Origin of the sequence: Burkholderia alba, assembly GCF_034721475.1 — a bacterium.
Taxonomy (GTDB): Bacteria; Pseudomonadota; Gammaproteobacteria; order Burkholderiales; family Burkholderiaceae; genus Burkholderia; species Burkholderia alba.
Genome location: NZ_JAWJWL010000033.1, coordinates 32,769 through 55,984, shown reverse-complemented (window position 1 = coordinate 55,984; position 23,216 = coordinate 32,769). Strand labels below are relative to the sequence as shown.

Below are 23,216 nucleotides of genomic sequence, written 5' to 3'. Positions count from 1 at the left end.
ATGGTTGCTGGAAATCGATGTCCACGATAGAGCGATGTCGTCTTCATCCCGTCATCCTACGCTAACGTGACAGTGCCGTTATTGTCCCCCGACTACTTGACGTTGACCGCATCCCATGTTTTTGCCACGGTTTGTGCTTCAACGGAAGTGGGACCATATAAATCGCCCGCTGCGCGAATGGAGGCTGCTCTGGCGTCGGGATACGTGGAACCCGAAGTCAAATAGAGAGACAGTGTTCGGTACCAGATTTTTCCTGCCTTATCGCGTCCGACTCCAGCGAGCGTCGTATCCCCGTTACAGACGAGTTGGTTCTTGGTCAGCGACGGATCAGTGCTGGGAACCGTCGCGCCTTCGGCAAGCAGATAGAAGAAACGATTGCCGACCCCGGAAGAATAGTGCGGATTGACATTGAAGCCGCCGCTCGGATAGCAGCTTGACGAATAGCCATCCAAGTCCTGCTTGTACATCTTTCGCAAGCCACCCGACTTCAAGGCCGCGCCAATGACGTAGTTGCCAGGATCCTTGGGATTGTTGGCATAGAACTTGATCAACGTTCCAAAAATATCGGAAGTCGATTCATTGAGGCCACCGGAGTCGGCGCTGGTGTAGGCCAGGTTGGCGGTATTTTCGGTGACGCCGTGCGTCATTTCATGTCCAGCTACATCAATCGTCACCACTGGCTTGTTACCCACGTAGGGACCACCGTCCCCATACATCATGATCCCAGACGACCATTCAGCATTCGATCCTTTGTCGGCTCCGGTACCGAACAGCACGTGAGCAAAACTTCTCACGCCCTTTCCGTCATCGGCGACTCCGGATCTACCATGGATGGTTTTGTAGTAATCCCAAGTGATCGCCAGACCATAGTCGATATCTGCGGCGACCGTCTGACGATTGCTCGTCGCGTTGTTTCCCCAGGTGTTGGTAGTACTGGTATAGATCGGTAGGCCATCCGCCAGGCGCACAACGGCATAATCCTGGTTATTGGCACCATCATGCACCGAACCGTTGCCGCGATTCGGATCCAGCATTCGATAACTGCTGACTGCCAGTTGATCCGTCGTCAGCGCCACGTCGCCGTAAAAATACGTCTTCCCGACTCCAGTGGCGGCACTTTGCAGTATCAGACTTTCAGTTTCCAGAACGCGGCCGGTGCGTGCGTCTATAGAGTAACGCATGCCGGACGAATGATCGCTCGTGGACGGGCCATACACCTTCACTTGATAGGCAAGAACCGGAGACGTATTGCGAGCAAAGATGATTTTGACGGGGCTGTCGGTCCGGTCAACGCTCGATGCGAACTGGGCAATGGCGATTTTTTCCGCGCCGGCGGCACCGATATCCGATGCACCTGACGTCGCCCCTTGCTTGGCCGATGCACTCGTCAGGTTGATCGGGCTAGCCAACGTCATGCTCGGCTGCTGCAACTGACCTTGCTTCGAACTTACGACGACGTCTCCACCGATGACCGGGAGCCCGCCGTAAAATCGATCGAATCGAACATGCTCGGTGCCGTCCGTATCCACAATGACATCGCGAGCCTTGAACTGGTCCGTGGACGTACCGGCAGCCATGGAGCCGCTGCTCGTTATACCGAGATCTAGCGATGGTGCCAAACGTGCGGTTCGATTCGTCGCCAGTTGAAAGGTCGACGGATTGGTTTGAATCAGTGCAAGCGCGCGATCAACTGCGGCTTGCTTGTCGATGACAGCGGCGAAGGTGCTGGCACAGGCCGTCGCGATGATCGATGCGCAAACAATGCGATATGTAATCTTCATATTGGCCTTCCGATGAAAGATAAATTGCGCCAGCGGCTTATGCCCGACCCGGCGTCACGCTTTGCAACTGCAGTTGCTACTTTATGCTGGTCGAACTGTGGCACTCGATCGGCATATTGCTCGGGGCCTCATTATCATGAGGGCCTTTTCAACCTCGGTACGCGCCATTGCTTCGAACGAATATCCGAGCATCTCGCAAAATTAAAAATAGTTAGGTTGTCTAAATAAAAGTAGTAAGGCAACTCGCAATTTTCTAGATCTGTGCCAAGACTCACTAACAAGACCTGTCATCCGAAAGCGAGGGGTAAACGTTTGATGTCGGATGACAAGACAGAAAATCAGTGAGAAGTTGTGGGAAACGCTTTAACCGTTGCTGCCAGAGCGAGCGCCTTCGCCGAAAGGCGGGCGCCCTCGGGTAGATGACCGGACTGCATTGAACGGAATATTGTTCGTGCTGCACACCGACATCCCATGGGAAGACTTGCCGCAGGAGCTTGGGTTCGGCAGCGGCATGACGTGCTGGCGTCGACTGCGGGACTGGCAAAACAATGGTGTGTAGGCGCGCCTGCATGGCGTTACTTGCGCGCCGGCGCGGATACGATGCAATTGACTGGAGTTGTGTGAGTATCGATGGCGCGAGCGTGGCCAGCCCCGGGGGGTGAGCAGACCGGGCCGACCCCGACTGACCGGAGCAAGATCGGTAGCAAATGCCATATCGCGGTGGACCGTCAGGGCATTCCGTTGGCACTCGTGGTCACAGGTGCCAACCGGCACGACTCGAAAATACTCGAGGCAGTGCTCGATGCGATACCACCAGTACCGGGTATGCCCGGACGGCCACGGCAACACCCGGACAAAGTGTATGCGGACAAGGGGTATGACTATGCGCATTGCCGGGAGTCGTTGACACGGCGGGGCACCATCGCGCGCATCGCCCGCCGTGGTATCGAGAGCAGCGAAAAGCTCGGCCGCCATCACTGGGTTGTCGAATGCACCCATGCATGGCTTGCTGGTTTTAGCAAACTGCGTATCCGCTTCGAGAGAGGTCTCGATACTCATGTCGCGTTACTCACGTTAGGTTGCGCCGTCATCTGCTGCCGTCATCCGTTCGAGGTTCGTAGAACAGTTTTGTTAGCGACTCTTAACTACATGCGGAAGTTGTGCCCGGACGTGAGGTTATACGTCGCAAGCCTTCGCATTCATTCTCATTTCGCCACAAATAGCGGAACCAACTTTGATTATTTCCCTCGATGCATGAATATTACCAATTACTTTAAATTTAATTACGTATCCTTTTCGGCAAGATAGGTCGGCAGAAATTGAGCGTCAAACTTTTTTTGATAACCATGTTTGAGGTGTGGGTTCCAAGTGGCGTTGTTGCATAAATCCGTAAGCGCCCGAGCAGTACCGTAGTGCAGGTTTTTGACAGCGGAGATCCGCAACGCTATCGGATGGGCTCGACGCGACCAGTAGACGGCAGCGACGGCGCCACGCGCCACGACAGCAGCTCGTCGATGCAGTTGGCCGGGTGGTCGGCGATGCGATCAAGAACGTAGGCGAGATACGCCTCGGGATCGAGGCCGTTCAGACGTGCCGTGCCGATCAAGGCTGTACATCGCGACGGCACGTTCGCCGGCATTGTCACGTTGTTGCCCAAGCGACAGAGCGTGGGCAGAAGGGAAATCGGTCAGCAAACAGCGGACGGATTGGGGGCGATCTCGGTGATAGGCTGCCAAGTTTCGAACTGTGTCGCGAGTTGTCTTCGATAGAGAGAAGCACGCAGCAGATGGCGCAAGAGCGCAAAATGTTGCCGAATCGGACCGAAGCACGAGAGTGTTGATTTTCACCGAGTCTTAACCCACGGGTGGGCCAGCCAGCCTTCCGTAGATATCTTCGAGCCATAATTTATGGCAACCGAGGAGGTCAGTATGAGCGGCAAGCGGTACATCGATGAGTCAGGATTGAAGCAGTAAAGCAAGTCACCGAGCGAGGCTATTCGATAGCCGATGTGGCCCAGCCTTTAGGCATTACGACGCATAGCCTGTATGCCTGGCGAGCGAAGTTCGATGCCCTGACCTAACTGCCATACGCTTCAAGTTGACATTGCCGAGGAAAGGAAAATCGTCGAATTTGACGATTTGAGGCGCGGCTATCCTCGACCACACTGCCAAACACTAGCGAGAGGTGAGGTATATGGTGCTGAACGAAGCGGATGCAACTTTTCGCGATCAAGTGCGTAGTTTCCTGGCCGGTGCGCTCACCGATGATTTACGTGTAGCCGGGCGTCGCTGCTCGGGAATCTTCGCGGATTATCCCGAAGGCATACGCTGGCACCGCATCCTCGCGCAACGCGGCTGGAGCGTGCCTCAGTGGCCGGTAGAGCATGGCGGCACCGGCTGGACGCCGCTGCAGCACTACATCTTTGCCAGCGAACTGGCCGAGGCCGGCGCGCCGCCGCTCGCGCCCATGGGCACGCAGATGGTCGGGCCAGTGATCATTGCCTATGGCAGCGCGCGGCAGCAGCAAGACTGGCTGCCAGGCATTCGCTCGGGCGACGATTATTGGGCCCAGGGTTACTCCGAGCCGCAGTCCGGCTCCGACCTGGCCTCACTGCGATGCAAGGCGGTACGCGACGGCGACGAGTACGTGATCAACGGGACCAAGATCTGGACCACGCACGCGCAATACGCCAACAGGATGTTCTGCCTGGTGCGTACGGCGCAGATGCCCAAGCCGCAGCAAGGCATCAGCTTCCTGTGCTTCGACCTCCAGCAGCCCGGCATCATGGTGCGGCCCATCATCAGCATCTCCGGCGACCACGAACTCAATCAGGTGTTCTTCGATGACGTGCGCGTGCCGGCCTGGGGTTTGATCGGCGAGGAGAACCTCGGCTGGAACATCGCCAAGTTCCTGCTGCAGCACGAGCGCGGCGGTGCCTGGGCGCCATCGCTGCGGGCACGATTGCGCCGCCTTCGCCATGCCGTGCAGCAGGCTTTCGCGCAGCAGCCGCCCGGCAGCAGGGAACGAAGCGATATCGAACTCAAGCTGGCCGATGTCGAGTGCCGCATCGATGCGGTGCAGGCGCTGGAGATGTGGGCGCTGCAGGCGCACGCGCGCGGCGAGCCGCCGGGTATCCGCCCGTCGATTGGCAAGGTGCTGGGAACCGAAACGCGTCAGCGTATCACGGAGCTCGGCGTGGAGATCGCCGCGCATTACGCTGGCGCGCGCGTGCCGATGGAGCTGTGCGACGCGGGGGGGGGGGGGCGCTGGCCATTCCCGAGGAGTCGGTGTTCAGCATGTCGTCCTATCTGAACGACCGCGCGGCTTCCGTTTACGCCGGGACCAATGAAGTACAGCGCAACCTGATCGCGGCGTACCTGCTGGACTATTGAGAACGTTTGAGGATCCGCACGCCATGAACCACGACAACACCGCCTTCGTGCTGACCGAGACCCAGGTCATGTTGCGCGATAGTCTCGCGCGCTTCCTGGCGGAGCAGTACGACATCGAGCTGCGTACCCGCACGCTCGCCGCCGCCGAAGATCAGCCACCGCTGTGGCGTGCGTTTGCGCGAGATCTGGGCCTGTTCGGCATCTCGTTCGGCGAGGAGCAGGGCGGTTTGGGCGGAGACGTGCGCGACAACCTCGTCGTCATGGAAACGTTGGGCCGTTACCTGGCCGCCGAGCCTTATCTCTCCACTATCGTGATCGGCGGTGGCCTGCTCAGGCGTGTGCCGGGTGCGCCGGCGCGCGATTTGCTGGGCCGCGTGATCGACGGCGACGCCGTGCTGGCCTTCGCCGCTGCCGAACCGCACGCGCGCCACGACCTCACGGACGTGCGGACGCGATTGCAGCCGGCCGGCGACGGCTGGCTGCTCAATGGACGCAAGGCCGTCGTGCATGGCGCGCCGTGGGCCGGCGAGCTGCTGATCACCGGGCGCTGCGTGGGGGCTCCATACGATCCGTTGGGCATCTCGCTGGTGTGTCTGCCTGCCGACACGCCGGGTATCAGCCGGCGCGACTACCGCATGCTTGATGGCGGCCGCGCCAGCGAGCTGGCGTTCGACGACGTGCCGGTGCGGGCCGACCAGTTGCTGGGCGAGCCGGGCGCAGCGCTGCCGCTGCTCGAACAGGTGTTGGACGAGGCGACGCTCGCCGTGTGCGCCGAAGCGTGCGGAGTGCTGTCCCGGTTGCTCGATGACACGGTGGATTATGCGAAGCAGCGCAGTCAGTTCGGCGTGCCGATCGCGCGCTTCCAGGTGCTGCAGCATCGCATGGCCGACATGTACATGGCGCTGGAGCAGGTTCGCGCGCTGACGGCCGCCTCGGTTGCGGCGCTGGACGCACCGCCCGCCGAACGCATGCGTGCCGTGTCGTCGGCCAAGGTCAGCGCGAACCGTGCGTGCCGCGTCGTTGGACAAGGTGGGGTGCAGATTCATGGCGGTATGGGCATGACCGAGGAACTGGCGGTTGGGCACTACTTCCGTCGTGCTACCCAGATCGAGCAGCTATTCGGTTCGCTCGACCATCACCTGAGGCGCGTCGACAGCCTCACGCATCAGCTTGAGCGCTGACCTTCGACGTCGCGGGCCGCGATGCGCGTCGACGGCGACCGCTTCGTGACAAGGGGCGCGGGATCCGCGTGAACGGGCCGGGCATCACGCCGCGGCGGCGGTCGACAGCAGGCGATGTCGTCCCGCTCCGGCGGCCTCCGGTCAACGGATCACCGCCAGCCGTCTGGCTGCCGCTATCGCCTGTATGCGGCTGTGCGCGCCGAGCTTGAGATTGATGCTGCGCAGATGCGTGCGCACCGTGCTGTCGGAAATGCACAGCTTCTCGACCATCGCTCCGTTCGAATAACCATCGGCCAGCAACTGCAGGATGCGCACCTCCTGCCGTGTGAGGCTGCCGCCGGCCCGGTCGCCGTCGGTCTCGCGGGTTTCGTGCTGCGAGGCGGACGCCCCCAGGCCGTGCAGCAGCCGCAGCAGGTAGTCGCCGAGAATCGGATCCCCGCGCCCCGGCTGTTCCTGCAGGTCCCGATACTGGCGTTGCAGCAGCGGCGCCAGTGCCGCGCCTTCGTCGAGTATCAGCCGCACGAAGCCGTTGCCGCACGCCTCGCGCAATGCGATCTGCCCGGTTTGCAGCGCGCCGGTAATGTCGCCGCTGCGATACCGCGCCAACGCTTGCAGCACGCGCAGTTTGAGTACGCGCCGGCGTCGTCCCGACTGCGCGGCGGCGGCGGCCTCGGCGGCCAGCTGCGGCAATGCGGCGGTTGCCTTGCCGAAAGCTATTTCCCAGCGCAGCCGGCCGATCGCCAGGTCGTCGATATCGTGCCACGGCAGGCGCAGGGTACGCACGCGTTCCCACAGGCCGGGGCTGTCGGCGCGGCCCAGCGCTTCCAGGGCGGCCAGCCCGTGGCCCTGCATCGACAACATGCGCGCGCGCTCCAATCGCGCGGTAGCCACTACGCGCGGCAGTTCGCGGTGGTGGCCCAGGTATTCGAGTTCGGCGAGCGCCGCCTGCGCGCCATCGACATCTCCTTGCTGGAAGGCGATGCGTGAGCGCAGCGCGCGGCTGATAATGATGTGATCCGGTAGTGCTATGTCGCGCACCAGCGGGTTGTAGACGTTGAGCAGGTGCAGTGCCTGGTCGAGCTGGCCGCTTTCGTAGACGGTGCCGGCGTACAGCACGCCGGCCCAGGCGTTGCCGTGAGCATAATGGCGGCCCGCGCCATAGGCTTCGCCGGCGGCGATGCGAAAGCGCGCGGCGGCCTGGCGGACGCGACCTTCCTGCAGATCGAGAATGCCCTGCATCGACTCCGTGAAGCGCGTCGTCAGCCGGTCGTCCTGCGAGGCCTGGCGTGCCACGTCGAGCATGCGGTGCGACTGCGCCGGCTCATCGACCAGCGCGCGGACGCAGGCCAAGGTATTGGTGCGCACGGTCGCGGCAAAGCCGCGCTCGCCTGGCCACCGCTCGATACTCTGTCGCCCCGCCGCGAGTGCTTCGTCGAAGCGATCCATCATGGCCAGCAGCAATGGCCGAAGCGCCGCCGCATGGCTTCGCACCGCCGGCAGGTCGCTGTGCTCGCAGGCGCTGGCCTCGAGCCGGGCCAGTGCCTGCGAGGGGCCGCGGGTGAAGCAGTCGGCCCAGATGGCGGCGACTCGCAACAGGGGTTCGCCGGCGACGAGTTGGCTGGGCAGCGCGGCGAGCCAGCGGGCGAGCAGGCGCAAACGTCCGTGCTCGATGAAGAATTCGACGTGGCGGACCAGCAGCGAGGCGGCGTGCAGCAGGTCGCCGCCCTCGATCGCGTGATCGAGGGCGGCGACCATGCAGCCTCTGGTTTCGTACCAGCCGGAGGCCGCCAGATGCAGCCTGGCGACCCGCTCCGGTTCTTCCTCGGCCAGACGTGTGCGCAGGAAGTCGTTGAACAGGCTGTGATAGCGCCAGGCTTGCTGCTCGCTTTCCCGGCCGGGCAGCGGCGTGACGAACAGGTTGTGGGTCTCCAGGCCTTCGAGCATGAGACGGCTGTCGCAGCCCGGCACCAGCTCGTTGCACAACGAAATCTCGAGCTTGCGCAGGATGCTCGTGCGCAGCAGGAACTGGCGCGTGGCCTCGTTCTGCTGCGAGAACACGGCCTCGGCGAGGTAGCGGGTAATCGAATGATGCGAGCCCGAGAAGCCCTCGATGAACGCATTGTCGCGCGGCTGCCGTCGCAATGCCGTCGCGGCCAGTGATAACGCGGCCACCCAACCCTCGGTCTTGCGGTGCAGTTGCTGCACTGCTTGCGCGGTGAGCTGCAGTTGCGGAAGTAGCGCGAAGTAGCGCTCGGTGTCGGGCAGCGACAGACGTAGATCCTCGATGTCGATGTCCAGCAACTGGCCGCGCGCCCGCAGACGGGAAAGGCCCAGGTCGGGCTGGGTGCGTGCGCCGATGACGAGGCGGCCTTCGCGCGGCAGTTGCTCGAGCAGTTCGTGCACCAGCCCCAACACGGCGGGCTCCTGGATGCGCTCGAAGTCGTCCAGAAAGATCGCATAAGGCGCATCGTGCGTTGTCAGGCGGCGCAGCAGCTCGGTGGGCGCGGCATGCGATACGTCGTCGCGAGTGATCTTCTCCATCGCTGCCGCAAGGCGCGCAACGATGCGCGACGCATCGTTATCGGCGGCGTCGAGCGTGAGCCACGCGGTGTCGATGCCCTCGGCTTCGAACCGCGTGCACACCTGCGTCATCGCACTGGTCTTGCCATATCCCGCTGGCGCGCAGACGAGGATTAGCTTCACCGGCGCGGCACGTGCAATGCGCTCGCAAATACCGTCGCGTGCGAGCTGCACCGCCGCGGCCGGGGGTGGGTCGGTCTGATCCGGCAGTCGTGCGGATGGCGTGTTCATGACATGACATTCTGAAGAACCCGCCGCGGCCGCGCGCCGTCGGAAACGACGAATCTCGTCTGCCGTCTCGCCTTAAATCGTCGGAAGTGACGATGTTGCACACCGCACTTGCTTCGTACATTTACCTGACACCCGTCGTGGCGGAAACGTGCCGAAAGAGCCATGCCGCCATCCTATCGGAGGTGTCGCGCAGAGCATCGAAGGAATCGAGGAAGGAGACAAAATGGGCATGAGGAAGGCCACCGCACCGCGGGTGCCGCGCTGCGCGGCAAGACTCCCGGTCGCGTCATTTTCGCACTGGTCGGCGCTCGTCTGCCTCGTCTGGGGAGGGACGCATGCCGCGCATGCGGGCACCATCGACCTTGGCAACGGTATCGAGGCGGTGTGGTCGCTTGACGCGTCATTCACCGCGGGTTGGCGTACCAAGAGCCCCGATCCGGAACTGATCGGTATCGGCGACGGCGGCAAGGCGTCCGCCGCGACGCATTCGACCGACAAGAACTTCAGCAAGGGCGACAACATCGCGGATCTGCTGCGGGTGGTGGGCGATATCGATGTGCACAAGAACGGCACGGGCGTGGTGCTGCGCGCCAAGGCATGGGATAACGTGCGCTACAGCAGGCAGAGCTTGTCCTTCGGGGCGCCCAGCAATGGCTTCGTGCCAGATACGAGGCTCGACGACAGCCACTTCGATACGAACCTGTCCAAGTTCAAGGGTGTCGAGTTGCTGGACGCCTATGCGTACAGCAGCTTCGACCTGGGCGAGTCGACCCAGTTGAAGGTGCGGGTGGGGCAGCATGTGGTCAACTTCGGTGAGAGCCTGTTTATTCCGGGCGTCAACCAGTATCAGGTGCTGGACGTCACAGCGCTGCGCCAGCCCGGCACGCTGCTGAAGGAGGCGATCCTGCCGGTTCCGCAGATCTCGGCCAACCTCGGGCTGGGCGGCGGCAAGTCGATCGAGGCGTTCTATCAGTTCGAATGGCGACGCACGGCCATCGACGGCTGCGGGACCTACTGGTCGTCGGCCACGGCGCTGAATTGCACGCCCGACTCCATCCTCGTGGGCGGCGACGGCACGTCGCGGCAGGGCTGGAGCGGCATGCCGAATTTCCAGTTCTCGAGAGCGCCCGACAGGACGCCGGCCAATAGCGGTCAGTTCGGCATCGCCTTCAAGGATATGGTCGATGCAATCGATACGGAGTTCGGCGCCTACTTCGTCAACTATGCGCCCAAGGTGCCCAACCTGTCGGCTGTGCGCGGCACTGCCGTTCCGCATCCGGCCGGTTCGGCCTACGGTCTGCCGTCAGCGGCTACCGGTCTGACGGCGCAGGACACGTCGATCTATTGGGACTACTCGGCCAGCAACATCAAGGTATTTGGGTTGAGCGCATCCACCGTACTGGGCGGCTGGTCGACCAGCGCCGAGGCGTCCTACACCAAGGGCTTTCCCGTGCAGTTGAGCCCGGTCGATTCCTTCCTCGGCCTCGCGACCGGCGTCGGGCCGTCGGCCAGCCTGTTCGGAGGCGCCGATGCGCGGGACATGCCCGGCTACGTGCGCAAGAACAAGTCGCAGATCCAGATTTCGGCGACGAAGCTGCTGTCCCGCGTGCTCGGCGCCGCGGGCGGCACCTTTGTCGCGGAAGCGGCCTACCAGCATTGGAACGGCATCGGCGATCCCTACACGGGCCTGCGCTATGGGCGCGGTTTCGAGTTCGGGGCTGCGCAACACGCCAGCTTCGGCGGGGCTTGCCCGGCGGCGGCGACCAACGCCAACAACTGCACGCAGGATGGCTATTTCACGAGTAACGCGTGGGGCGTGCGCGCCATGATCGAACTCGAGTACCCGAACCTGATCCCGAACGTGGTGGTCAAGCCGCACCTGTTCTTCTCGCAGGATGTGAAGGGCTGGTCGGCCGACGGCGTCTTCAGCCAGGGGCGCTATGCGATCACCCCGGGCGTGAAGTTCGAGTTGAAAAAGGCATACACGCTGGACTTGAGCTACACGCACTTCAACCCCCATGCGCGATTCGACAGCTTCCACGATCGCGATTTCGTCGCGGCCGTGTTGACGGCCAGCTTCTGAGCATTCCACTTCGGAGACAGCATCCATGCATCTCGTCACTCCTCCCGTTCGTCTGCTCGGTGTCGTGCTGCTAGCACTGGCCGCGCAGATCGCCGTCGCCAAGACGCCGGACGATCAGCTCGCTCGCCTCGGCAAGGACCTGACTCCCGTGGGCGCGGAGCGCGCCGGCAACAAGGACGGCACGATTCCCGCATGGGACGGCGGCGTAGTCAAGGCACCGGCCGGGTTCGACCCGGCCAAGGGACTGACCGATCCTTTTGCCGCCGACAAACCGCTGTACACGATCACCGCCGCGAACGCCGATCAGTACAAGGACAAGCTTGCGGCCGGCCAGCTTGCCTTGCTCAAGCGCTATCCGGGCTACCGGATCACGGTCTACCCGACGCGGCGTTCGGCGGCCTATCCGGAAAGCGTCTACAACGCGGTTAAGGCCGAGGCCGGCGCGATCAGCATCGCCAACGAAGGCAATTCGGTCATCGGCGTGGAACGCAGCACCGTACCTTTCCCGGTACCGGCCACCGGAGTGGAGGTGATCTGGAACCACGCCTTTCGCTATCGCGGCCGCACGCAGATTCGTTACACGACGGAATTTCCGGTGGAGGCCAATGGCAGCTTCACGCCGGTCAGACGCCACGAGGAAACCATCTTCGGCAACGGCATGAAGGATGTGCCGAACGTGCTGTTCTATTTCCTTACCACGTGGGAAGCGCCGTCGTCGATCGCCGGCGAGGCACTGCTCGCGCACGACTTCATCGACCAGGTGAAGCAGCCGCGCGCCGCCTGGCTTTACAACCCCGGTTCGCGCCGCGTGCTGCGGGCGCCGGAAGTGGCCTACGACACCCCCCGTACCGGTGTCGACGGCCTGTCGACGGTGGATGATTATGACGGCTTCAACGGCTCGCCCGATCGCTTCGACTGGAAACTGGTCGGTAAGCGCGAAATGATCGTTTCGTACAACGACAGCAAACTCACCGACAAGAGCCTCAAATACAAGGACATCGTCAAGCCCACCAACATCAACCCGGATCTGCTGCGCTACGAATTGCACCGGGTGTGGGTCGTCGAGGCGACGCTGAAGAAAGGCAAGAGCCACGTCTACGGCAAGCGCGTGTACTACGTCGACGAGGATAGCTGGCAGATCGCGCATGCCGACCTGTACGACGGCCGCGGCGAGCTGTGGCGCGTAATGGAGGTGCATGGTGTGCAGTACTACGACGCGCCGGCTTACTTCGTCGCCGGGATCGCGGAGTACGACCTCCAGGCACGCCGCTATGTCACCAGCAACCTCACGAACGAAGAGAAGCCGATCCAGTTCAACGTAGCACTGAAACCCTCGGCCTTCACGCCCGACGCGCTGCGCCGCATCGGCAACTGAGATGGCCGTGCGGAATCCGAAACGCATGTCCCGGAACTGCGTCGCGCGGCGCGTCGTCCGGACCGCTCTGGCCGCGGCGCTGGCGCTGGCCGGTGGCGCGTGGGCGTTCGGGCAGGCAGAGGCGCCGCTCGATCTGCTGGGCACGGCGGCTCCCGTCACCCGCAACGGCGCGCGCAAGCTGCTCGTCGACGTGACCCGGGCCGGCAAGCGGTTGGTGGCCGTCGGCGATATGGGTCTCATCGTGCGTTCCGACGACGGGGGCGCCAGTTGGGTGCAGTCGCCGTCGCCGAGTTCAGTGATGCTCACGGCGGTCGCGTTTGCCGACGAGCGCGACGGCTGGGCGGTCGGGCATGACGGCGTGATCCTCTCCACGCAGGATGGCGGCGCCACCTGGCGACGCCAGTTCGACGGCAGGCAGGGCGACGCGCAGATGCGGGTCGCCGCCCGCGCGGCGCTCGAGCGGCTGCGTGCCGCGCCGGGCGCCGACGCGAAGCGGCGTGAGCAGGCCGAAGACGCCGTCGCGGCCGCCGAGCAGTCGATTGCGGGGGGGCCGTCGCGACCGCTGCTGGGCGTGCGGTTTTTCGATGCCGCGAGCGGCTTCGCCGTCGGCGCGTTCGGCCAGTTGTTCGAGACCGCGGATGGCGGACAACACTGGAACTACATCGGCGACCGGCTCGACAACGGCGAGGGCCTGCACCTTAACGGCATTACGCTGATTCCCGACGGCGGCGTGTTGATCGCCGCGGAAGCCGGCGTCGTGTTCCGCTCGAACGATCGAGGCCGCACCTGGTCGCGCGGCGAGACCGGCTACAAGGGTTACCTGTACGGCGTGCTGGCGCTGCCCGACGCCGTGCTGCTGGCCTACGGCTTCAAGGGCCATGCGTACCGCTCGGTCGACGGCGGCCGGACCTGGACGGCGGTGCGTAGCGGAACCGACAAGAGCATCGTCGCGGGCGCGCTGGGTCGCGATCAGGCTCCGCTGTTGATCGACGAGGAGGGGCAGTTGCTGACCAGTTCCGATCATGCCGGATCGTTCCACCCCGTCGGCGCGCGCCTGTCGGCGCGGCGCCTCAGCAGCTTCACGCTGTTCGGTGCGCAGCCTCCGTCCGTGGCGACGGTGGGGTTGGGCGGGATCGGCATCCACCCGCTGGCGTTGCAGGGAGCCAGGCCATGACGGCGCCGCACAACGCTATCTCTGTCGGCTGGGCCGCGCGCGTCGAGGCGCTGGCCGCGCGAGTGCTGTTCGGCCACCGGCCGCTGTGGCTGGCGTGCTTTGCGCTGATGTCGGTGCTGCTGCTGTGGCAGGCCACGCTGCTGCGGCCCGACGCCAGCTTTCGCAAGATGGTGCCGTCCCGGCACCCGTTCATCCTGAACAGCCTGCGCTTCGAGAATGAACTCAGGCCGCTGGGCAATACTATCCGCATCGCCGTGGAGACGACCGACGGCGACATCTACAACGCCGACTATCTCGAAGTCGTGCGCCAGATCACCGACGAGGTGTTTTACATCCCCGGTATCGATCGTGGCAACCTGCGTTCGCTGTGGACGCCGAACACGCTCTGGTTCGAAGCGGCGGAGGACGGACTGCGTTCGGGCAAGGTCGTTCCGGCCGACTATGGCAGCCTGGGCGCCGGCTATGCGGCGGTCGTGCGCGAAAACGTCGCCAAGGCCGGGTTGGTCGGCAGCCTGGTGGCCAATGACGGCAAGTCCAGCGTGATCGTCGCGCCACTGCTCGAAAACGATCCGGACACCGGGCAGAAGCTGGATTACGCGCTCTTTTCGCAGCGGCTCGAGAAGCAACTGCGGGCCAAGTACGAGCGCAAGGGCATCCGCGTACATATCGTCGGCTTCGCCGAACTGATCGGCCAGTTGATCCAGGGCGCTGCGTCGATCGGCCTGTTCTTCATCGTCACGGTGGTGCTGACCACCGTGCTGCTGTGGGCCTACTCGCGCTGCTGGCGCAGCACGCTGGCGACCATCGCCTGCTGCCTGCTGGCGGTGGGGTGGCATCTCGGCGTGGTGCACGCGCTCGGATTCGGCCTCGATCCGTACTCGATCCTCGTGCCTTTTCTCACCTTCGCGATCGGCGTGTCGCACGCGGTGCAGAACATCAACACCTTCGCACGCGAAACCGTGCGGGGCGCCGGCAAGGTGGCGGCGGCCCGCGCCACCTTCTGCCTGCTGTTCATTCCGGGGACCGTGGCGCTGCTGTGCGACGTGGTGGGATTTTCCACGTTGCTGACGATCGACATCGGCGTGATCCAGGAACTGGCCGTCAGCGCCAGCATCGGCGTGGCGGTGATCATCTTCACCAAGATGTTCCTGCTGCCCGTGGCCATGTCGTATGCCGGCATGTCGCGCGCCGGCCTGCGTGCCGCGTTGCGCCGCGAGCAAGGACCGCATCGGCTGGCGCATGCAATCGCGGCGCTGGCGCAGCCGCGGCGCGCATGGCTGGTGGTGGGGCTCGCCGCCGTCGTGGCGGGGGGCGGCTTCGTGCTAAGCCGGCAGCTGCAGATCGGCGATCTCGATCCGGGGGCGCCGGAGCTTCGGCCGAATTCCGTCTACAACCGCGACGTCGCATTCTTCACGCGCCACTACGCGACCAGCGCCGATGTGTTCGTCGTGATGGTCACGACGCCGCCCGAGGAGTGCGGCGCCTATCCGACGGCCGCGGTTGTGTCGCGGCTGCAGTGGGCGCTGGAGGAAACGCCCGGGGTGCAGGGCACGCTGTCGCTGTTCGACTGGATGAAGCAGATCATCGCCGGCACCTACGGCGGCAACCTGAAGTGGGCCACGGTCACGCGCAACCGCTACGTCTCGAATGCCGCGCACAAGGGCATTCCGGCCGCGTTTCACAACAACGACTGCTCGATGCTGCCCGTCATCGTCTACCTCAACGACCATAAGGCGGCCACGCTGAAGGCGGTGGTGCAGACGGTCGAGTCGTTCAAGGCGGAGCATCCCGGCATCCGCGCCGAGATCCTGCTGGCGGCCGGCAATGCGGGCATCGAGGCGGCGACCAACGCGGTGGTCGAGCGGGCCTGGCGACCCATGCTGCTGCTGGTGTACGGCATCGTCGCGGCGCTGCTGCTGCTGGAGTTCCGCTCGGTGCGCGTGATGTTGTGCCTGCTGATCCCGCTTGTCGTCACGTCGATCCTGTGCGAGGCCGTGATGACGCTGATGGGCCTCGGGGTGAAGGTGGCCACGCTGCCGGTCATCGCGTTGGGCGTGGGCATTGGCGTGGACTACGGCATCTACCTGTACAACCGGCTCGGGCAACTGCTGGAGCAGGGCCTGTCGTTGCGGGAAGCCTACTTCGAGACGATGAAGACAACCGGTCTCGCGGTCGCCTTTACCGGCATCACGCTGGCGGTCGGTGTGCTGACATGGATTTTCTCGGCCATCAAGTTCCAGGCCGACATGGGGCTGCTCCTGACTTTCATGTTCCTGTGGAACATGGTGGGGGCGGTGGTGCTGATCCCGGCGCTGGCGGCGTTGATGGGGCTGGGGCGCCGGCCGCATGAAGCGTCCGCCGCGACGCTGACGAGGGATGGCGCGCGCTGAGGTCGTGGGCGCGCTTGCCGGGTCGGTTGGGTTGTTCGAGTTTCTTATCGGAATGAACATGAAAGTACTTGTCGCGGTCAAGCGCGTGGTCGACTTCAACGTGAAGGTGCGCGTGCGGTCGGACGGCAGCGGTGTCGATCTGACCAATGTGAAGATGAGCATGAACCCGTTCGACGAGATCGCCGTGGAAGAGGCGGTCCGCCTGAGGGAAGCGGGCGTCGCGACCGAGGTGATCGCCGTTTCGTGCGGCGTTGCGCAGTGCCAGGAAACGTTGCGCACGGCCATGGCCATCGGCGCAGATCGCAGCGTGCTGGTCGAGACCGGCGAAGCGCTGCAGCCGCTCGCCGTGGCTAAGCTGCTCAAGGCGCTGATCGACAAGGAGCGGCCACAGCTGATCATCGTCGGCAAGCAGGCGATCGACGACGACGCCAACCAGACCGGCCAGATGCTGGCCGCCCTGGCCGGCCTGCCGCAAGCCACGTTCGCGTCCCGGGTGCGGATCGCCGACGGCCGCGCGTCGGTGACGCGCGAAGTGGACGGCGGCCTGGAGACGCTGTCGATCCGGCTGCCGGCGGTGATTACGACCGACCTGCGCCTGAACGAGCCGCGTTACGTGACATTGCCGAACATCATGAAGGCCAAGAAGAAGCCGCTGGACACGATCCGGCCGGAAGACCTCGGCGTGGACGTGACGCCGCGTCTGAAAACGCTCGGGGTGGCCGAGCCGCCCACGCGCGGCGCCGGCGTGATGGTGGCCGACGCGGCCACGCTTGCGGCCAGGCTCAGGACGGAAGCCGGAGTGCTGTAAGCAGCTGTCCGATCGTCCGCGCCCCGTACCTCTTTCCGACACACCGAACCGGCAGATCAAGATGACCGCACTCGTTATTGCTGAGCACGTCAACCAATCCATCAGGGTCGCGACCCTGAACACCGTCACGGCCGCGCTGCGGTGCAGCGGCGATGTCCACGTGCTGGTGGTCGGCACGGGCTGCGGCAAGGCCGCGCAAGCCGCCGCGCGGATCGCGGGCGTCACCCGGGTCCGGGTGGCCGACGCGCCGTTGTTTTCCGATGGCCTGGCCGAGCCTGTCGCCGCGCAGGTATTGACCATCGCCCGCGACTACAGCCACGTCCTGGCGCCGGCGACCGCCTATGGCAAGAACATCCTGCCGCGCGTGGCCGCCGGGCTGGATGTCGCGCAAATCTCCGACATTACCCGGGTCTGCAGTCCGGATACCTTCGAGCGCCCGATCTACGCCGGCAACGTGATCGCCACGGTGCAATCGGTCGACACCGTGAAGGTGATCACCGTGCGCGGCACGGCGTTCGAGCAGGCGGCGGCCGTCGGCGGTTTGGCCGCGACCGAGAACCTGACGCCGGTGGCCGATGCTGGCATCTCGCGGTTCGTCTCGCGTGAAGTGACCCGAAACGACCGCCCGGAGCTGACCGCCGCCAGTGTCGTCGTGTCGGGCGGCCGTGGCCTGGGTTCGGGCGAGAACTACACCCGGGTGCTGACGCCGCTCGCCGACAGGCTGAATGCCGCGCTGGGCGCCTCGCGTGCCGCCGTGGACGCCGGCTTCGTGCCGAACGACTATCAGGTCGGCCAGACCGGCAAGATCGTCGCGCCGCAGCTGTACATCGCCGTGGGTATCTCGGGCGCGATCCAGCACCTGGCCGGTATGAAGGATTCCAGGGTGATCGTGGCGATCAACAAGGATCCGGACGCGCCGATATTCCAGGTGGCGGATTACGGTCTGGTGGGCGACCTGAACACCGAGGTGCCGGCGTTGGTGGCGGCGCTGGACTGATCGCGGCAGGTCGGCACGGGTACGCGCCGACGGCGTCTGTCGCGGCGCGGCGGCACGTGTCGGGTCCTGGCCGTGCCGATCGGCTCGATCCGCGCGGCGGCCGGCGGCGCCGGGCGGGCACGCTGCCCCCGCCCGACCGTATCGCCGTGCGCCGGATTCGCCCGCGACGGCCCGTGTCCCGTGCGTCGATCGGACAGGCCCGCCTGACCGGCAGTCGCGGATTTATCGAGGAGTCGACATGAAGAACGATCAGCCCCAGGCCGCCGCGCTCGGCTCCCTGTTGCGGGCGCAACAGACCGCTCACCGGCGGGCGCCCTATCCGGAATGGTCCGAGCGCGCCGGGCACCTGCGCGCGTTGCGCAAGATGTTGCTCGACAACCAGGATACGATCACCGAAGCCATCCATGCGGACTTCGGCCATCGTGCGAAGCAGGAAATCCAGATAGCGGAGTTCTGGCTGTCGAAGGAAGAGATCAACGACGCGCTCAGGCACGGCGCGCGGTGGATGAAGACGCGCAGGCGCCCGATGAACAAGTGGATGCTCCCGGCCCGCGCGCGGCTGATGCCGCAGCCGCTCGGTGTGGTCGGCATCGTCGTGCCGTGGAACTATCCGTTGCTGCTGGGCGTGACGCCGCTCATCGGCGCACTCGCGGCCGGCAATCGGGCGATGCTCAAGCTGCCCGAATTGACGCCGCGCTTCTCGGCCCTGTTCGAGACGCTGATCGCGAGGACGTTCGCGCACGATCATGTGGCCGTGGTAAACGGCGACGCGAATATCGGGGCGATGTTCTCGAGTCTGCCGTTCGATCATCTGGTCTTTACCGGTTCGACGAGCGTGGGTCGGCATGTCATGCATGCGGCGGCCGACAACCTCACGCCCGTCACGCTCGAACTCGGTGGCAAGTCGCCCGCGATCATCGGCCCCGGCGCGCGCTTCGACGCGGCCGTCGATTCGATCGTGACCGGCAAGCTGCTCAATGCCGGCCAGACCTGCATCGCGCCGGACTACGTACTGGTGCGGCGCGGCAAGGAGCAGGCATTCGTTGAGCGGGCGGCCGCCGTCGTTGCCAGGCTGTATCCGGATTTCGCAAGCAATCCTGATTTTGCCTCGATCATTTCCGACCGCCATTTCGCACGCCTTCAGACACTTGCCAGCGACGCGAAGGCGGCCGGCGCGCGGCTTCATCCACTGGCGGACGGCGCGAACACCCGGGTGCCGCGCCGCTTCACGCCCACGGTGGTGACTCAAGCGCCGGAATACGCGGCCGTGATGCAGGAGGAAATATTCGGGCCGCTGCTGCCGCTCGTTCCGTATGACGAGCTGGACGACGCGATTGCCTATGTCAATGCGCGTCCGCATCCGCTCGCACTGTACCTGTTCGAGGAATCGCGGCGTGTCGTCGATCGTGTCTTGCGCGAGACGATTTCGGGCGGCGTGTCGGTGAACGAGACGCTGATGCATACGGCTTGCGGGTCGCTGCCGTTCGGCGGAGTCGGGCAGAGCGGCATGGGGGCCTATCACGGCTACAACGGCTTCGTGACCTTCTCGAAGATGAAACCGATTCTGGTGCAGCCGCGGCTGAATGCGCGCCGTCTGCTTTCGCCGCCGTATGGTCCGCGTTCCGTCGCCCTGATCAAGATGATGCTCAAGGGTTGAGTGAAGCAGGGCGCGAAAGCAGCCGATCCGCTTCAGGCGATCCGGACCGGAATCGAGGTGAGCGATCTGGCGCGGGTACGCCAGCGGGCCGGATGCAAGGCGAGCGGTTCGCGGGGGAGCCGATCGCGGCGGCCCGGCCGGATTTCGTCGCTTTCGACGATGTTGCCGACTCTTGCAACGGCGCAAGATCGGAACACGATACGGCATCGCGCCGTGGGAGGAGGTACAGCAATGGCGGGCCCGCTCGAAAGGTTGACCGTGGTAGAAATGACCGGCATTGACGGGGCGCCGAGCCGCCCGCCGCGCGCCGGCAACGGGCAGGTCGTCGATGCGGCTGTTCCGCGCGCGGGGTGCCTGAGTCGGGCGACGGAGGCGGCGCCGGCATGAGGCTGCACCTCACCCAGGCGCTGCACTGCGCGCTGCAGCAGCATCCGGACAGTGAAGCCACGTGCTTCGCGGCACGACGCCAGACGTATCGGCAACTCCACGCGCGCGTTGCGTGTCTGGCCGGCGTGCTGCATGCGCTCGGCGTGCGAAGCGGCGATCGCGTCGGACTGCTGGCCGCCAATAGCGATCGCTACTTCGAGCTCCTGCTCGCGATCTGGTGGGCCGGCGCGGTGGCGAACCCGGTGAATACGCGCTGGGGTGTGGCCGAAATCGTCGACTCGCTGGACGATTGCGACACCCGCACGCTGTTTGTCGACGATGCATTCGCGCCGTCGTGCGCGACGCTCCTCGGTCTGTCGCGCTCGCTGCGAACGCTGGTGCATATCGATGGGCGGAACGTGCCGGAACGCGCGTTGCGGCTGGATGATCTCCTGTCCGACGCGCATCCCGCGGACGACGCGCTGCGCAATGGCGACGATCTCGCGGGTGTGTTCTACACCGGCGGGACCACCGGACGGCCCAAGGGCGTGATGCTGAGCCACGAGGCGCTGGTCACGAATTCGTTCATTTCGCTGCTGGCCGCACCGCTCGCCGGCCGCGAGTCGTTGCTGCACAGCGCGCCCCTGTTCCATCTGGCCGGGCTGTCGTTCGCACTGCGCGGCCTGATGGGCGCCTGCCGCCAGGCATTCCTGCCTGCCTTCACGCCGGATGGCGTGTTGCAGGCCGTGGATGCGCAGGGCATCAGCCACCTGATGCTGGTGCCGGCGATGCTGCAAGTATTGGTCGACCACCCCGGCGCGCGCGTCGCGGATCTGACCAGCGTGCGCTGGGTGGGCTACGGCGCCTCGCCGATCTCGGAAGCCCTGCTCGACCGCGCGTTCGCGCTGTTCCCCGGGGCCGAGTTCGTGCAGGGGTACGGCATGACCGAGTTGTCGGCCGGCGTGAGCTATCTCACCAGCCGCTATCACACGCCCGAAGGCCGCAAGCTGGGCAAGCTGACCACAGCCGGGCAGCCGCTGGCCGGTGTGGATGTGCTGATCGTCGACCCTCACGGCCGCGAGGTGCCGCCCGGCCAGATCGGCGAGATCGTCGTGCGCAGCCCCTGCGTGATGCAGGGCTACTGGAGCCAGCCCGAGCTCACCGCACAGACGCTGCGAGGAGGCTGGCTGCACACCGGCGATGCGGCGTGGATGGACGAGCGGGGCTTCATCGTTATCGTCGACCGCTTCAAGGATATGATCGTCAGCGGCGGCGAGAACGTGTACTGCGTCGAGGTGGAGAACGCGCTGTCGCTACATCCCGCGGTGGCGGCCGCGGCGGTGATCGGCATCCCGAGCGCCGAGTGGGGCGAGGCCGTGCATGCGGTGATCGTCAGGAAGCCGGGTGCGATGGTCGACGCCGCTGACTTGCGGGAGCACTGCCGTGCGCTCATCGCCGGCTACAAATGTCCGCGGAGCATCGCGTTTGTCGAGGACCTGCCGATCTCCGGGGCGGGCAAGATCATGAAGCACAAGCTGCGCGAGCCGCACTGGCAAGGCCATGCTCGCCGCGTGGCTTGACCGGCGGTGCGAAGGACCGAAAAAAGCAAAGTAGGCGAGACCAGGAGACGACGAAGATGCATCTCACCCAATCCCTGCACAAGGCGTTGCGAGAGCGCCCGGATGCGACCGCCGTGGTTTGCGGCGCGCGGCGCGCCACCTTTCGCCAGTTCGCCGAGCGCGCGGCGCGGCTGGCTGCCGCGTTGCGCAAGCTCGGCATGCGGCCGGGCGACCGCGTGGGCATGCTGAGCCTCAACTCCGTCCGATATGTCGAGTACCTGTACGGCGTATGGTGGGGCGGCGGCGTCATCAATCCGGTCAACATCCGATGGAGCGCCAGGGAGGTGGCTTATTCGCTGGACGACTGCGACACGCGGATTCTGCTGGTCGACGCGTGCTTCTCGGCGCAGGCCGGCGCGCTGCGCGAGTTGTCCGGGTCGCTGCGGACGCTGGTGTACTGCGGCGACGACGAGGTGCCCGCCGGCATGGTGGGATACGAACAGATCATGGCCGAGTCGGACGCGATGGACGACGCATGGCGCGGCGGCGACGATCTCGCGGCGGTGATGTACACCGGCGGCACCACCGGCACGCCCAAGGGCGTGATGCTGTCGCACGCGAACCTGTACGTCAACGCGCTGAGCGCGGTGGCGGCGGTGCCGCGGCCGGAAGGCGAGAAAGTGGGCCTGGTGGTGGCGCCGTTCTTCCATGTGGCCGGCTGCGGGCTTTCGCTGCAGATGATGCAGCGCTTGATGACGCAGGTGGTGGTGCCGGTGTTCGACGAGGTGGCCGTCCTGCGGTCCATTCACGGCGAGGGTGTCACCGAGACGTTCCTGGTGCCGACGATGATCAAGCGGCTCGTCGAGCACGCGCGCTTCGCGGAATTCGATCTGGGCAGCCTGCGGATGATGTTCTACGGCGCGGCGCCCATCGACGCCACGCTGCTGGCGCAGGCCATGCAAGCGCTCCCGCGGGTCGAGTTCTGCCAGGTGTACGGAATGACGGAACTGGCGCCCACCATCTCGGTGCTGCTTCCCACCGATCACCGGCCCGGCCTCGATCAGGCTAAGCGCCTGCGTTCCGCCGGCCGGCCGGTCCCGATCGCCGAGGTGCGCATCGTGGATGACGCGGGTCGCGAGCTGCCGCCCGGCGCGGTGGGCGAGATTTGCGCGCGCGGGCCGATGGTGATGCAGGGCTACTGGAACAAGCCCGAGGAGACCGCGGCTGTGCTGCGGGACGGCTGGATGCATACCGGAGACGGCGGCTACCGCGACGCCGAGGGCTACCTTTACGTGGTCGATCGCCTGAAGGACATGATCGTCACCGGCGGCGAGAACGTGTATTCGGCCGAGGTCGAGAATGCGATCGCGCAACTGCCGCAGGTCTCGATGTGCGCGGTAATTGGCGTGCCCGACGACCAGTGGGGCGAGCGCGTACATGCGGTGATCGTGCTGCGTCCCGGGACCGCGCTCGACGAGCTCGGCGTGATCACGCATTGCCGCGGTCTCGTTGCGGGCTACAAATGCCCGCGCAGCATCGAGTTCCGCAACGAGCTGCCGTTGTCGCCGGCCGGCAAGCTGCAGAAATTCATCCTGCGCGAGCCGTTCTGGGCCGGCCACGACCGACGCATCAACTGAGGGCG

Annotated in this window: 13 protein-coding genes and 4 pseudogenes; 13 read left to right on the top strand and 4 right to left on the bottom strand. The window is 65.0% G+C overall.

Annotation, left to right across the window (positions count from 1 at the left end):
* Positions 1-92 precede the first annotated feature (92 nt).
* Entirely contained in the window at positions 93-1,781 is a 1,689-nt protein-coding gene (locus RZR99_RS27635; RefSeq protein ID WP_323122953.1) for a M4 family metallopeptidase, read from the bottom strand.
* Positions 1,782-2,151: 370 nt separating this feature from the next.
* Here RZR99_RS27635 and RZR99_RS27630 point away from each other — a divergent pair.
* Positions 2,152-2,882, top strand: a pseudogene (locus tag RZR99_RS27630) (IS5 family transposase); the annotation flags it as partial.
* A gap of 343 nt (positions 2,883-3,225) precedes the next feature.
* Here RZR99_RS27630 and RZR99_RS27625 read toward each other — a convergent pair.
* Together RZR99_RS27625 and RZR99_RS27620 are read right to left on the bottom strand one after the other, a co-directional pair.
* Positions 3,226-3,424 (bottom strand): annotated as a pseudogene (locus RZR99_RS27625) (transposase domain-containing protein); the annotation flags it as partial.
* Between the two features lie 44 nt (positions 3,425-3,468).
* Positions 3,469-3,615, bottom strand: a pseudogene (locus tag RZR99_RS27620) (IS6 family transposase); the annotation flags it as partial.
* Positions 3,616-3,709: 94 nt separating this feature from the next.
* Between RZR99_RS27620 and RZR99_RS27615 the strand changes: the two are divergent.
* The 3 genes and pseudogenes from RZR99_RS27615 to RZR99_RS27605 all read left to right on the top strand — a co-directional run.
* Positions 3,710-3,846: pseudogene (locus tag RZR99_RS27615) on the top strand (transposase); the annotation flags it as partial.
* A gap of 128 nt (positions 3,847-3,974) precedes the next feature.
* Positions 3,975-5,093 (top strand): acyl-CoA dehydrogenase family protein, encoded by a 1,119-nt coding sequence (locus RZR99_RS27610; RefSeq protein ID WP_323122952.1) that lies wholly within the window; start codon positions 3,975-3,977, stop codon positions 5,091-5,093.
* Between the two features lie 103 nt (positions 5,094-5,196).
* Positions 5,197-6,354 (top strand): acyl-CoA dehydrogenase family protein, encoded by a 1,158-nt coding sequence (locus RZR99_RS27605; protein ID WP_323122951.1) that lies wholly within the window; start codon positions 5,197-5,199, stop codon positions 6,352-6,354.
* 141 nt (positions 6,355-6,495) lie between these two features.
* Here RZR99_RS27605 and RZR99_RS27600 read toward each other — a convergent pair whose 3' ends face one another.
* Entirely contained in the window at positions 6,496-9,165 is a 2,670-nt protein-coding gene (locus tag RZR99_RS27600) for a LuxR C-terminal-related transcriptional regulator (protein WP_323122950.1), read from the bottom strand.
* Positions 9,166-9,394: 229 nt separating this feature from the next.
* On the opposite strand from RZR99_RS27600, the gene RZR99_RS27595 reads away from it, so the two are divergent.
* From RZR99_RS27595 to RZR99_RS27555, 9 genes are all read left to right on the top strand, one after another.
* Entirely contained in the window at positions 9,395-11,248 is a 1,854-nt protein-coding gene (locus tag RZR99_RS27595) for a DUF1302 domain-containing protein (RefSeq protein WP_323122949.1), read from the top strand.
* Positions 11,249-11,273: 25 nt separating this feature from the next.
* The gene (locus RZR99_RS27590; protein WP_323122948.1) at positions 11,274-12,623 is read left to right on the top strand and encodes a DUF1329 domain-containing protein; all 1,350 of its coding nucleotides are present in this window, start codon (positions 11,274-11,276) and stop codon (positions 12,621-12,623) included.
* Between the two features lies 1 nt (position 12,624).
* Entirely contained in the window at positions 12,625-13,797 is a 1,173-nt protein-coding gene (locus tag RZR99_RS27585; RefSeq protein ID WP_323122947.1) for a WD40/YVTN/BNR-like repeat-containing protein, read from the top strand.
* Complete coding sequence (locus tag RZR99_RS27580) at positions 13,794-16,187, top strand: efflux RND transporter permease subunit (RefSeq protein WP_323122946.1); 2,394 nt, start codon at positions 13,794-13,796, stop codon at positions 16,185-16,187. The genes RZR99_RS27585 and RZR99_RS27580 overlap by 4 nt, the downstream gene beginning before the upstream one ends.
* Positions 16,188-16,245: 58 nt before the next feature.
* Positions 16,246-16,995 (top strand): electron transfer flavoprotein subunit beta/FixA family protein, encoded by a 750-nt coding sequence (locus RZR99_RS27575; RefSeq protein WP_323122955.1) that lies wholly within the window; start codon positions 16,246-16,248, stop codon positions 16,993-16,995.
* A gap of 61 nt (positions 16,996-17,056) precedes the next feature.
* Positions 17,057-17,992, top strand: a complete 936-nt coding sequence (locus tag RZR99_RS27570) for an electron transfer flavoprotein subunit alpha/FixB family protein (protein ID WP_323122945.1) — start codon at positions 17,057-17,059, stop codon at positions 17,990-17,992.
* 238 nt (positions 17,993-18,230) lie between these two features.
* Positions 18,231-19,649, top strand: a complete 1,419-nt coding sequence (locus RZR99_RS27565; RefSeq protein ID WP_323122944.1) for a coniferyl aldehyde dehydrogenase — start codon at positions 18,231-18,233, stop codon at positions 19,647-19,649.
* Between the two features lie 383 nt (positions 19,650-20,032).
* A complete protein-coding gene (locus RZR99_RS27560) occupies positions 20,033-21,595 on the top strand; it encodes a long-chain-fatty-acid--CoA ligase (protein WP_323122943.1) in 1,563 nt (520 codons plus the stop codon).
* Positions 21,596-21,651: 56 nt separating this feature from the next.
* Positions 21,652-23,211 carry a long-chain-fatty-acid--CoA ligase gene (locus RZR99_RS27555; protein ID WP_323122942.1) on the top strand — a complete coding sequence of 520 codons (1,560 nt, stop codon included), beginning with the start codon at positions 21,652-21,654 and terminating at the stop codon, positions 23,209-23,211.
* Positions 23,212-23,216: the final 5 nt, after the last annotated feature.

Coding starts and splice junctions, on each gene's coding strand:
- RZR99_RS27565 (WP_323122944.1), top strand. CDS start 18,231: ATGAAGAACGATCAGCCCCAGGCCGCCGCGCTCGGCTCCCTGTTGCGG.
- RZR99_RS27590 (WP_323122948.1), top strand. CDS start 11,274: ATGCATCTCGTCACTCCTCCCGTTCGTCTGCTCGGTGTCGTGCTGCTA.
- RZR99_RS27635 (WP_323122953.1), bottom strand. CDS start 1,781: ATGAAGATTACATATCGCATTGTTTGCGCATCGATCATCGCGACGGCC.
- RZR99_RS27595 (WP_323122949.1), top strand. CDS start 9,395: ATGAGGAAGGCCACCGCACCGCGGGTGCCGCGCTGCGCGGCAAGACTC.
- RZR99_RS27585 (WP_323122947.1), top strand. CDS start 12,625: ATGGCCGTGCGGAATCCGAAACGCATGTCCCGGAACTGCGTCGCGCGG.
- RZR99_RS27575 (WP_323122955.1), top strand. CDS start 16,246: ATGAAAGTACTTGTCGCGGTCAAGCGCGTGGTCGACTTCAACGTGAAG.
- RZR99_RS27570 (WP_323122945.1), top strand. CDS start 17,057: ATGACCGCACTCGTTATTGCTGAGCACGTCAACCAATCCATCAGGGTC.
- RZR99_RS27555 (WP_323122942.1), top strand. CDS start 21,652: ATGCATCTCACCCAATCCCTGCACAAGGCGTTGCGAGAGCGCCCGGAT.
- RZR99_RS27560 (WP_323122943.1), top strand. CDS start 20,033: ATGAGGCTGCACCTCACCCAGGCGCTGCACTGCGCGCTGCAGCAGCAT.
- RZR99_RS27610 (WP_323122952.1), top strand. CDS start 3,975: ATGGTGCTGAACGAAGCGGATGCAACTTTTCGCGATCAAGTGCGTAGT.
- RZR99_RS27600 (WP_323122950.1), bottom strand. CDS start 9,165: ATGAACACGCCATCCGCACGACTGCCGGATCAGACCGACCCACCCCCG.
- RZR99_RS27580 (WP_323122946.1), top strand. CDS start 13,794: ATGACGGCGCCGCACAACGCTATCTCTGTCGGCTGGGCCGCGCGCGTC.
- RZR99_RS27605 (WP_323122951.1), top strand. CDS start 5,197: ATGAACCACGACAACACCGCCTTCGTGCTGACCGAGACCCAGGTCATG.